This window comes from Bradyrhizobium sp. 191 (assembly GCF_023100985.1).
In the GTDB taxonomy this organism is placed as follows: domain Bacteria; phylum Pseudomonadota; class Alphaproteobacteria; order Rhizobiales; family Xanthobacteraceae; genus Bradyrhizobium; species Bradyrhizobium diversitatis.
In genome coordinates this window covers 1,702,928-1,714,673 of sequence record NZ_CP064692.1, presented here as the reverse complement: position 1 = coordinate 1,714,673, position 11,746 = coordinate 1,702,928, and the positions used below count along the sequence as shown (strand labels likewise).

10 protein-coding genes are annotated in these 11,746 nt (G+C 63.6%); 5 read left to right on the top strand and 5 right to left on the bottom strand.

Annotated features, from left to right (window positions below; genetic code table 11):
• Positions 1–127 precede the first annotated feature (127 nt).
• Positions 128–808 carry a response regulator transcription factor gene (locus tag IVB23_RS07925; RefSeq protein ID WP_061878634.1) on the top strand — a complete coding sequence of 227 codons (681 nt, stop codon included), beginning with the start codon at positions 128–130 and terminating at the stop codon, positions 806–808.
• 691 nt (positions 809–1,499) lie between these two features.
• Positions 1,500–2,678 (top strand): hypothetical protein, encoded by a 1,179-nt coding sequence (locus tag IVB23_RS07920; RefSeq protein ID WP_247803160.1) that lies wholly within the window; start codon positions 1,500–1,502, stop codon positions 2,676–2,678.
• A 121-nt stretch (positions 2,679–2,799) separates the two neighbouring features.
• On the opposite strand, the gene IVB23_RS07915 is transcribed toward IVB23_RS07920, so the two are convergent.
• The 5 genes from IVB23_RS07915 to IVB23_RS07895 form a co-directional block, all read right to left on the bottom strand.
• A complete protein-coding gene (locus IVB23_RS07915) occupies positions 2,800–3,447 on the bottom strand; it encodes an XRE family transcriptional regulator (protein ID WP_247803159.1) in 648 nt (215 codons plus the stop codon).
• 102 nt (positions 3,448–3,549) lie between these two features.
• On the bottom strand, positions 3,550–4,125 hold the full coding sequence (locus IVB23_RS07910) for a sarcosine oxidase subunit gamma family protein (RefSeq protein ID WP_247803158.1): 576 nt from the start codon (positions 4,123–4,125) through the stop codon (positions 3,550–3,552).
• A complete protein-coding gene (locus tag IVB23_RS07905) occupies positions 4,118–7,102 on the bottom strand; it encodes a sarcosine oxidase subunit alpha family protein (protein ID WP_247803157.1) in 2,985 nt (994 codons plus the stop codon). Before IVB23_RS07905 ends, IVB23_RS07910 begins: the two co-directional genes overlap by 8 nt.
• Complete coding sequence (locus tag IVB23_RS07900; protein ID WP_197965238.1) at positions 7,099–7,368, bottom strand: sarcosine oxidase subunit delta; 270 nt, start codon at positions 7,366–7,368, stop codon at positions 7,099–7,101. The genes IVB23_RS07905 and IVB23_RS07900 overlap by 4 nt, the downstream gene beginning before the upstream one ends.
• A 12-nt stretch (positions 7,369–7,380) precedes the next feature.
• The gene (locus IVB23_RS07895) at positions 7,381–8,631 is read right to left on the bottom strand and encodes a sarcosine oxidase subunit beta family protein (protein ID WP_247803156.1); all 1,251 of its coding nucleotides are present in this window, start codon (positions 8,629–8,631) and stop codon (positions 7,381–7,383) included.
• Between the two features lie 140 nt (positions 8,632–8,771).
• Here IVB23_RS07895 and IVB23_RS07890 point away from each other — a divergent pair, with 140 nt between their 5' ends.
• The 3 genes from IVB23_RS07890 to IVB23_RS07880 are packed head-to-tail and all read left to right on the top strand — an operon-like array spanning position 8,772 to position 11,727.
• Positions 8,772–9,665: a glutamine amidotransferase family protein gene (locus tag IVB23_RS07890; protein WP_247803155.1), complete on the top strand. Its 894-nt coding sequence runs from the start codon at positions 8,772–8,774 to the stop codon at positions 9,663–9,665.
• Positions 9,665–10,360 carry a protein glxC gene (locus IVB23_RS07885; RefSeq protein ID WP_197965235.1) on the top strand — a complete coding sequence of 232 codons (696 nt, stop codon included), beginning with the start codon at positions 9,665–9,667 and terminating at the stop codon, positions 10,358–10,360. The genes IVB23_RS07890 and IVB23_RS07885 overlap by 1 nt, the downstream gene beginning before the upstream one ends.
• Positions 10,361–10,377: 17 nt before the next feature.
• Positions 10,378–11,727, top strand: coding sequence for an FMN-binding glutamate synthase family protein (locus tag IVB23_RS07880; protein ID WP_197965234.1), 1,350 nt, complete (start codon positions 10,378–10,380; stop codon positions 11,725–11,727).
• The last annotated feature ends 19 nt before the right edge of the window (positions 11,728–11,746 follow it).

Sequence of the window (11,746 nt, the reverse complement as noted above, 5' to 3'; positions counted from 1 at the left end):
TGAGGTCCCCCCAGCTTCACCGCCCGCCTTTTTCCTGCTTCGACACTCTCCCGCTCGGCTTGCATGCCGGTGCCGCTCGCGCCATGTTTAGAGAAGGTTGACCTCCTTGACCGCCGCCGAACGCACGATGCGCCTCCTGATCATCGAAGACGACCGCGAATCCGCCGACTACCTCGCCAAGGCGTTTCGCGAAGTCGGACACATTGCCGACCACGCCGCCGACGGCGAGGAAGGCCTCGCCATGGCCGAAAGCGGCGATTACGACGTACTGGTGGTCGATCGCATGCTGCCCAAGCGCGACGGCCTGTCGCTGATCGGCGCATTGCGCGACAAGGGCAGCACGACGCCGGTGCTGATTCTCTCCGCGCTCGGGCAGGTCGACGACCGCATCAAGGGCCTGCGTGCCGGCGGCGACGACTATCTGCCGAAGCCCTATTCTTTTGCCGAGCTCCTGGCCCGTGTCGAAGTGCTGTCGCGCCGCCGCGGCGGCCCCGCCGAGGAAACGCTCTACCGCGTCGGCGATCTCGAGCTCGACCGGCTGTCGCATCGCGTCGCCCGCGGCAAGGACGAGCTGACGCTGCAGCCGCGCGAATTCCGCCTGCTCGAATACCTGATGAAGCACGCCGGCCAGGTGGTGACGCGCACCATGCTGCTCGAGAACGTCTGGGACTATCATTTCGATCCGCAGACCAACGTGATCGACGTGCACATTTCGCGGCTCCGCTCCAAGATCGACAAGGGTTTCGAGCGCCCGCTGCTGCACACGATCCGCGGCGCCGGATACATGATCCGTGACGGGATCAGATAAGGCCCGGTGATCGTTTCACTTTTTCAAGCGTCATGATTGTGGATTGCCGGATTTTTACCACATCCTCCAGCCGTCAGTGCAAATTGCGAAGTCGCTGAAGGGCCAGGAGCCGATGTTCTCAGCAATCAGCGATACTGTTCATGCTTCTCCATGAATGAGAGTACCGCTTGGTCATAGGCGATGGGATTGTCTGGGAGCTTGCCGGGATCTCCACCCTCTCGCTTTTAGGCAGGCACGCTTCGAGCTGATCTACAATCCGATGAAAGAAGCGTGGGCTTCGCTCGCCATTGGACACCAGTGTGGGTGCTGTAATCATCTTCGCCATATCGCAGGTAAAAGCCGCGCGCAGCCGCTTCGGCTTGCGTCCAGTCTAACACTCTGAACCGACATGTAGCGGCAGCGCTTCAACGGAAGCATTGGCCAGCAGTTGACGCACAGCCTCGAACTTCTGTCAGGACTGCAGATTGGCAAGACGCCACCGCTCGTTGATCGGGTTTAGCCAACATGCCCTCTGTTCCTGGCGATATGAGGAATGATAGCCGCCGCGCGGCGGTCGCAATCATGTCCAGTTCTCGGCGAATCTCGGTCATCAACCCGAGGTAGCTTTGGTCGTCCGAGCGAAATGCTCGTGTTTCGCGAGGGAGACCCCCGCATCTTCACGTTTTCTTCTGCCTTTGAAATTGGAGTTGCCATGCGCCGTCTGCCCAACGACACGATCACGCTGACCATTCCGCAGCTCAGCTTTGAAACCTTGTTCGGAGATCCTGAGTTCCCGTCCAATGCGCATGGCGGCAACGACACCATCACGGTGAACGTCGACGGCCTGACGTTCATCAATCTCGTGGGCGATGCCGCAGCCCTGCTGGATCATTCCCGGGGCGGCAACGACACACTCACGGTCAACATCGCGGGCGAGAACAACACCGTCATCGTCGACGGTGATGCTCAATCCATGTCCGGCCATTCCAAAGGCGGCAACGACACGGTGACCGGCGACAGCACGGGCTCGGTACGCAACGGCTTCACACTCTATGGCGACGCCGAGGGTGCCATGTCTGATCACGTGCAGGGCGGCAACGACACCGTCATCGGCGTGTTCGGCGGCCGGTCATTGAACACACTGGTCGGCGATGGCGGAACCATGTCCGGGGACACCCATGGCGGCAACGACACGCTGGTCGCTCTCCAGACCGGCCAGACCGGCTCGGCAATTCTGTACGGCGATGCCTTCGGCCTGAGCGATCATGCGCACGGCGGCAACGACAATCTCACCTTCACGGTCGGAGACGATGCCCAAACCGGAGGCGGCAGATTATACGGCGATGGGGGTGGACTCTCGGGTGAAGCACGTGGCGGGAACGATACCCTCACGATTGTCGATCTCCATGGCAATCTTCACTTCTATTCCTTCCTGCTGATTGGCGATGTCGATTCCATGTCCGGTAACGCGCAGGGGGGCAACGATGTCCTCGCGGGCGGATCGTACGTCGACATGTTGATGGGCGACGCGCGGACCTACGATCCAGCGGCCCCAGGTTCGATCACAGGCGGCAGGGACATCCTAAACGGCAAAGGCGGCAATGACGAGATGTGGGGCGGACCGAACAGCGACATCTTCGCGTTCGAAAAGGGCTCGGGCCAGGACCTGATCCATGACTTCAATCAAGGCAATACGATCGTCGGCAGCGCGGCGGTCGAGCACGATCTGATCGACGTGCAAGACTACGGCTTTGCGGATTGGGCTGCACTGAAGAGCCTGATCAGCGACGACGCCTCGGGCAATGCCGTGGTTCACCTGACGGCCAGCGATACGATAACGCTGCAGGGCGTCCGAGCGGCGGACCTGCATGTGACGGACTTCATCGTCTAGTGCCATGTCAATTGCTGGCGATGGCGGTTGCCGGATCAACTCTATCGACGAACAAGCCAACCAGCACCTGCAGGAGAGTTTGCTGATGCCGCCGCTCGCTGGGGAAGCATGTTGGCGAAGATCACCCGCGTGGATACACGATGATAGACAGATACGTCATGGGCAGCTTGACGAGCCTCTCGGGACCGTGCAACGCGCCGGAATCAAACAGGATGGAATCGCCGGGCCGCAGACGGTAACTGCTATCGCCGTGCCGATAGTCGACCTCGCCAGTGAGCATGTAGATGAATTCCATGCCGGCGTGCTGGAATGCCGTGCAGGGCTCGGCGTCCTCCTTCAACGTGATCATGTACGGCTCGACGACGACGTCGCCGCCGATGACATGTCCGAGCAATTGGTAGACATGACCCACTTTGGTTCCGCGCCGCTCGATCACGACGCCCTGCTTGGCGCGCACGAATGAACAATCGCGTCGCTCTTCTGAGGCCGCAAACAACAGGCTGAGCGGGACGTTGAGCGCCTTGGCGATCGACTGAAGCGTCGCCAGTGACGGAGAAATCTGCCCGTTCTCGATCTTCGACAGCATGCCGGCCGAGATGGACGACGCGGCTGATAGGTCGAGCACCGACAGATCGCCGTCCCGGCGCAACTTTCGGATTTGGGCACCCAGGGCGCGTTCGAGGTTGCGGGGATCCTGCGGTGCGTTGGAGCCGGTACGGTATTCAGGCGCCTCGCGTGAGACTGTTTTCGAGCTTTTGGCCCTCGCCATCGGATAGGTCCTTTAGATGAGTCCCGGAACAGAGCCCAGGGCCGGTCGACCAGTACAGCAGGATTGGACGGCACGCAGCTTCGATGCATTGCCGACAGGCGATCAGTTCCGTGCGAGCCCGAACCCTGCCAGGCTGTCATCCAGCCAGCGACGGAAACTGTCGACAAGGCTGCGGAAGACTGCAATCTCGAAAACCGGTGTACCGTCCTCCAGATCATCCAGCCGCCAGATGATGGCGCCGAGGTGCGAAACGGCTGTCACAGCGACGGCGCCCGGCGCGAATGCACGGTTGTGCAGATCGATCGGAAAACCCCTGGCGAGAGCCTGGCGGACCCGCGGCCCGCTGACGCGGTGGATGACATAACCGTCGGTCTGGTCGGTCACCGATGCGGCATCGCCGACAGCCTGCTTGAACGAGACCGAAAATCCATTGCCGCCATCGTCCTGCGTCGCCAGCCAGGTCACCGGTCCGACCCCGAGAAAGGCGACATTGCCGGATGCGGTGCGGCGCGGACCGGGAACGAGATCGATTCCATAGGCGGTCTTGACGCGCTGTTTCAATTGCTCGTCCGCGCCGCGCCGAACCATGATGGTGGCGCAGCCGAGATCGTCGCGTATCGAGACGGTGACGCCAGGGTTCGAGGATGCCGCAACGCCATCAGTGAGACGATCAGCCACGCAGCCGCGCTCCTTCCGGATCATAGAAGACGGGAGAACATATTTCGGCCTCGAAATCGGCACCTCGCAGAGGATCGACGACACGCAAGATCTGTCCGACGCGTTCCCGGCCGCCTGCCAGCAAGGCCAGCGCAACCCAATGGCCGAGCATCGGCGAGAATGCCGACGACGTGACATATCCCTGATCGTTCTCCAGTTTGACGGCCGCACCGGGCGAGAGCAGGTGAGCGCCGTTGCGCAGGCGCTGCCGCCGGTCAATCGGCTTCAACCCGATCACGGCCGGACGGTCCGGATCGACGAGTCCGGGCCGACGCGCAAGCACCTTCCCGATGAAGTCCTTCTTGCCCATCATCCGGCCGAGCCCGAGATCGTGCGCGGTGGTGGTGCCGTTCAGCTCGTTGCCGGCGACGTGTCCCTTCTCGATACGCATCACGCCAAGCGCTTCGGTGCCATATGGAGTGAGGCCGTACCCGGCGCCCGCCTCCATGATGGCGCGGATCGTCTCGTCACCAAAGCGCGCCGGGACCGCGAGCTCGTAGCCGAGCTCGCCCGAAAAGGAGACGCGGAACAGCCGCGCCGGCCGCCCTCTCCAGCAGAAATCCGCGCAGGCGAGATACGGAAATGCGGCATCGGATATGTCGATCGCGCCGCCGAGCAGACGATCCAGAAGATCGCGCGCGCGCGGTCCCGCAATGGAGAATTGGGCCCACTGCTCGGTGACGGAGATGGCCTGGACGTCGAGCTCAGGCCAGAGCACCTGTCGGGCGTGATCGAGATGCTGCATCACCTTCGCTGCGTTCGCCGTCGTCGTAGACATCACGTAGTGATCGGGCGCAAGGCGGGCGCAGGTTCCGTCATCCATCGCGATGCCGTCCTCGCGCAGCATCAGTCCATAGCGCACCTTGCCGACGGGCAGGGTGGAGAAGGTGTTGATGTAGATGCGATCGAGGAAGATACCGGCATCCGCGCCCTGGACGTCAATTTTGCCCAAGGTCGAGACGTCGCAGACGCCGACGGCGCTGCGCACGGTCTTGACCTCACGAATCACGGTTGAAAGCCAGTCCGTTTCGCCTGCTCGCGCGAACCATTGCGCGCGCCGCCACGGGCCTGCGTCGACGAAGGTCGCGCCGAGCTGTTCGGCCCAGCGGTGGCTCGGCGCCAGCCGGACCGGGCGGAAATCCCGGCCGCGATGACGGCCGGCGAAGGCGCCGATCGCGACCGGCGTGGCGGGCGGTCGCGCGATGGTGGTGCCGACCTGCGGCATCGGACGATCCGTGAGCGCCGCCATCATGGCGTGACCGATGACGGCTGCCATCTTGCCCTGGTCGGTGGCCATGCCGAGCGTGGTGTAGCGCTTCAGATGCTCGACCGACGTAAAGCCCTCGCGAGCGGCAAGCGCGATGTCGGCCTGCGTCACGTCGTTCTGGTAGTCGACGAAAGCCTTCGATCGGGATGCTGCGGCTTGCCACAGCGGCTCGCCGGAGATGCTCTCGTCGTCGACGACGAATTCGGGCCGGGCGCCGGATTTGAATCCGGCAGCATCCGCACTGGTCGCCCCGGCAGCCGTCCCTTGTTTCAGCGCTTCCGCCAGCGTCAGTGCGCCGCTCGCGGCGCCGATGACGACGAGATTCCGCGGCAGATCGCCTGGCAGGAAGGCCGAGCGTTCCTCGGACCAGCGCGGACGACCGCCGAGATGGGTCGAGAGTGCGAGGTTCGGATTCCAGCCGCCGCTGACCGCAAGCAGGTCGGACTCGATCGCGATGTCGTCGCCCTTATTGGTCCGCACGCGAATTTGGCTGAGACCATGTGCGCCGCGTGTGTCGATGACGTGCGCGCCCTTCAACAGTCTGGCGCCGATCGTCTGGCCGGAGGCGACCAGCGATGGGGAGATCTCGGACCGTGCATCGACGATGGCCTGGACCTTGACTCCGGCACGCGCGAGGTCGAGCGCGGTGCGCCAGCCGTCGTCGCAACTCGTGAACAGGGTCGCCGCCATGCCAGGCGCCACGCCGTAGCGATTGAGATAGGTGCGCACCGCGGAGGCCAGCATGATTCCGGGACGGTCATTGCCGCCGAACACGATCGGCCGTTCGATGGCTCCTGCCGCAAGAACGGATCGCTGCGCCACGATCTTCCATAGGCGCTGCCGCGGCTGGTGTGCGGGGGGAACGGGCAGGTGATCGGAAACGCGTTCGAGCGCGCCGAAAGTGCTCCCGTCATAGGCGCCGAAGATTGTGGTCCGCAGCATCATCGTGACGTTCGGAAGTGCGTCCAGCTCTTTGGCGACTTGTTTGGCCCATTCAACGCCTGAGAGGCCGTCGATGGTGTGGACGTCGTTGTTCAGCCGGCCGCCGGGGATGAAGTCATCGTCCGCGATGATGACGCGCGCGCCCGCCCGTCCCGCTGCCAGCGCGGCGGCGAGGCCGCCGGGACCGCCTCCGATGACCAGCACGTCGCAGAACGCGTACGCCTTCTCGTACTGGTCGGGATCGGGCTGCAGGCTGGCCTTGCCGAGGCCAGCGGCCCGTCGGATCAGAGGCTCATAGACCCTTTCCCAGAACGAAGCGGGCCACATGAAGGTCTTGTAGTAGAAGCCGACGACAAACAGGGGTGACAACAGCGAGTTGACCGCACCGAGATCGTAACGCAGCGTCGGCCAGCGGTTCTGGCTCAGGGCTTCGAGCCCGTCAAACAGCTCGATCGTGGTGGCGCGCGTGTTCGGCTCACGACGTGCGCCGGTCCGCAATTCGACCAGCGCATTCGGCTCCTCGGCGCCGGCGGTCATGATGCCGCGTGGACGATGATATTTGAACGAGCGGCCGACGATCCTGACGCCGGACGCCAGAAGAGCGGATGCCAGCGTATCGCCCTGGAAGCCCTGGTACTGCTTGCCATCGAAGTGGAAGCGCAAGGCTCTGCTGCGGTCGATCAGACCGCCGTCGATTCGGTTGGGTTGCGGGGCGCTGATGTCGCTCATGCACGGACCCGGTCGCGGGCAAAGGTGGCTTTGGTGATGTCATGGGTCCTGGTATTGCGCTCGACTTCCAGCCAGCTTCGACAGCCGGACGCGTGATACCAGAGTTCGCGATGCAGCCCGGACGGATTGTCCCGCAGATAGGCCGCTTCGAAGAATTCGCGGTCGGCGTCGGGTGCGTCGGCGGCTGGCCGCGGGGCGCTGGCATCGCCAAGATAGGCGAATTCGCTGACGTCGCGATTGCCGCAGAACGGGCAGGGAATGCGCATGCCGATCGACCTTCAGTGCAGATTGGGTTGGGCGCCCTGGCCCTTTTCATCGAGCAAATGGCCGCTCGCGAAACGGTCAAGCCGGAAGGCGCGTGCCACTGGATGCGGTTCGTCGCGGGCAATCAGATGGGCGAAGCACCAGCCGGATGCCGGCGTGGCCTTGAACCCGCCATAGCACCAGCCGGCATTCAGATAGAGGCCGTCAAGCGGCGTGTGGTCGATGATGGGCGAGCCGTCCATGGACATGTCCATGATGCCACCCCATGAGCGCAACATCCGTAGCCGTCCAATCATGGGCATCAATGCCATGCCGCTTTCGCAGACATCCTCTACGGTCGGCAGATTGCCGCGTTGCGCATAGGAATTGTAGCCATCGATGTCGCCGCCGAACACGAGGCCGCCCTTGTCGGACTGGCTGATATAGAAGTGGCCTGCGCCGAAGGTGACGACGCCCGGAATCAACGGCTTGATGGCCTCGCTGACGAAGGCCTGCAAGACGTGGCTTTCGATCGGCATGCGAAGGCCGGCCATCGCCGTCAGCCGCGAGGTATTCCCGGCGACCGCCAGCGCCACCCTTGGTGCGCGGATCGCCCCGCGCGTCGTTTCCACGCCGACGACGCGATCGCCCTCGCGGATCATGCCGGTGACTTCGCAATTCTGGACGATGTCGACGCCGCGGTCGCTGGCCGCGCGCGCATAGCCCCATACGACGGCGTCGTGGCGAGCCGTCCCGCCGCGTCGCTGCAGCAGGCCGCCCTCGATCGGAAATCGGGCATTGTCGAAATCGAGGAACGGCAGCATGCGCCGGACCGCGGTCCGGTCGAGTAGCTCGGCGTCGACGCCATGCAGCCGCATCGCGTTGCCACGGCGGGCTGCGGCGTCGCGTTGCGCATCGGAGTGGAACAGGTTCAGCACGCCGCGCTGGCTCACCATCGCGTTGTAGTTCAGGTCTTGCTCCAGGCCCTCCCAGAGCTGCATCGAGAATTCGTAGAACGGATTGTTGCCGGGCAGCAGGTAGTTCGAGCGGATGATCGTGGTGTTGCGGCCGGCATTGCCGGAGCCGATCCAGCCCTTTTCCAGCACGGCGATGTTGGCGATGCCGAAATGCTTCGCGAGATAATAAGCCGTCGCAAGGCCGTGCCCGCCGCCGCCGACGACGAGGACGTCGTAGGAGGGTTTCGGGCTGGCGTCGCGCCAAGCCGCCGTCCAGCCGCGATGTCCGAACAGGGCTTGATGCACGAGACTGAAGATCGAGTAGCGCATGGAGATGATCGCATTGGGGACGATGGAAGCGGGCCCTAAACCACACTATTCCATATTTCCTGACAAGAAAACATTGTTCTCGATAGTTGACAGCCGTCCGTGCGGGACGATATGCATGGCTCGCCCGATGGAGAGCAGGCATGTGCGGTATTGTCGGTCTATTCCTCAAGAACCCGGGGCTGTATCCTGAGCTCGGGTTTCACCTTGCGGCCATGCTCGGCGTGATGAGCGATCGCGGTCCCGACAGCGCCGGGTTCGCGGTCTACGGCAGCTCGCAAGCGGATCACGTCAAGCTTACGCTGCGTGCAGCATCGGCCGTCGAGATTCGTGAGGCGGTGGCGGATCTCGGCAAGGCGGGCGCAGGCGATCTGGACTCCGTCTTTCACGACACGCACGCCGTGGTCTCGGTGCCGTTGGCGCGTGAACAAGAGGTGCGGATGCTGATCGCGCGCGACAGTCGCGTGACGCTGGCCGGCGTGGGCGCCAGGATGGAGCTGTTCAAGGAGGTCGGGCTTCCGGAGCAAGTCGCCAAGCGGTTCGAACTGTCGGGAATGAGCGGCACGCACGGCATCGGCCACACCCGGATGGCCACCGAATCCGCCGTCACGACGCGTGGTGCGCACCCGTTTTCGACCGGAAAGGACCAGTGTCTTGTTCATAACGGCTCGCTCTCCAATCATTGCGGCGTACGGCGCTTTCTCAGCCGGGAAGGACTGACGTTCGAAACGGACAACGACAGCGAGGTTGCCGCGGGTTTCCTGACCTGGCGCATGCAGCAGGGTGCGTCGCTGGAGCAGGCGTTGACGGACAGTCTCGCCGATCTCGACGGGTTCTTCACATTCGTGGTCGGAACCGAGAGTGGTTTCGCGGTGCTCCGCGACCCCATCAGTTGCAAGCCGGCCGTCATGGCCGAGACCGACGATTATGTCGCGTTCGGATCGGAATATCGCGCGCTCGCCGTACTTCCCAATGCCGGAAAAGCGCGGGTCTTCGAGCCGGAGCCGGCCAGGGTCTATGCGTGGGAGCTGCGCTGATGCGCTCGGTCGATCTTGAGGAAAGCAGCGTCCGTGAACTCAATGGCGAGCTGCATCGGCTCACGCCGGAGACCAACGAGACGCGATGGGTGATCGAGCATCCGCACGGCAAGCATGCCATCGCCTGCGGTCTCGATGCCCCCGTGACCGTCGAGGTGAAGGGGCATGTCGGCTATTACTGCGCCGGCATGAACAAGCATGCCACGATCGTCATCGATGGAAATGCCGGCGTCGGAGTTGCCGAGAACATGATTTCCGGCGAGGTCCGGGTGAAGGGCGACGCCAGCCAGGCGGCGGGGGCGACCGGCGTTGGCGGGCTGTTGGTTATCGAGGGCAATGCGTCGGCGCGTTGCGGCATTTCGATGAAGGGCATCGATATCGTCGTGAAAGGCTCGATCGGTCCGATGAGTGCGTTCATGGCGCAGGCCGGCACTCTCGTCGTGTTCGGCGATGCCGGCGAGGCGCTCGGCGATTCCATCTACGAGGCGCGGCTTTTCGTGCGCGGATCGGTGGCAAGCCTCGGTGCAGACTGCATCGAGAAGCCGTTGTCGGACGAGGACAAGGTCATTCTTCTCGGGGTGCTGGAGAGAGCAGGGCTGTCGGCCGGTTCGGACGGCGGCCCAGACGGTTTCCGGCTCTATGGATCGGCCCGCAAGCTCTATCATTTCCACATCGACAACGTCGATGCTTACTGAGGCAGGACGGCTTCCCGATGAATGCACAGAGTCCGAAGGCCGCCACCCCGCCGCGATTCTCCGCGACCTTCGATCCGCAGGCCATCGCCGAGATCCAGCGCGCGGCGGCGACCGGCATCTACGACATTCGCGGCGGCGGTGCCAAGCGCAAGCTGCCGCATTTCGATGACCTGCTGTTTCTCGGCGCGTCGATCTCCAGATATCCGCTGGAGGGTTATCGCGAGCGCTGCGGCACCAATGTCGTGCTGGGCGGCCGCTTTGCCAGCAAGCCGATCGAGTTGAAGATTCCGATCACGATCGCCGGCATGAGCTTTGGTGCGCTGTCGGCGCCAGCGAAAGAGGCTTTGGGGCGCGGGGCATCCGCAGTCGGTACCTCGACCACGACCGGTGACGGCGGTATGACTGACGAGGAACGCGGGCACTCGTCGATCCTGGTCTATCAATATCTGCCTTCGCGTTATGGCATGAACCCGGACGATCTCCGGCGCGCGGATGCGATTGAGATCGTGATCGGGCAGGGCGCCAAGCCCGGTGGTGGCGGCATGCTGCTGGGCCAGAAGATCTCGCCGCGCATCGCCAGGATGCGGACGCTGCCGGAAGGCATCGATCAGCGCTCGGCCTGCCGGCATCCGGATTGGACCGGGCCGGATGATCTCGAAATCAAGATCGAGGAATTGCGCGAGATCACCGACTGGGAAAAGCCGATCTACGTCAAGGTCGGTGCCAGCAGGCCCTACTACGATACGGCGCTCGCGGTGAAGTCCGGTGCCGACGTCGTTGTTCTCGACGGCATGCAAGGCGGCACCGCTGCGACGCAGGATGTGTTCATCGAGCATGTCGGGCTGCCGATCCTCGCTGCGATCCGGCCCGCGGCACAGGCTTTGCAAGATCTCGGCATGCATCGCAAGGTCCAACTGATCGTATCGGGCGGCATCCGCAACGGCGCGGATGTGGCCAAGGCGCTCGCGCTGGGAGCGGATGCTGTTTCGATCGGCACCGCCGCGCTCATCGCGATCGGCGACAACGATCCCGGTCTCGAAGAGGAGTATCGGAAATTGGGCAGCACCGCAGGGGCCTATGACGACTGGCAGGACGGACGCGATCCCGCCGGGATCACGACGCAGGACCCGGAGCTTGCCGCACGGCTCGACCCGGTCAAAGCCGGCCGGCGCCTTGCAAACTATCTCTCGGTGCTGACACTCGAGACCCAAACCATCGCTCGTGCGTGTGGCAAGAGCCACGTCCATAATCTTGAGCCCGAGGACCTCGTAGCGCTGACGCTCGAAGCCGCGGCGATGGCGCGCGTCCCCTTGGCCGGAACTTCGTGGATACCGGGTCATGACGATCCGAAGGCGGATTTGGCGTGAACCTGCTCAACGGCGAGTA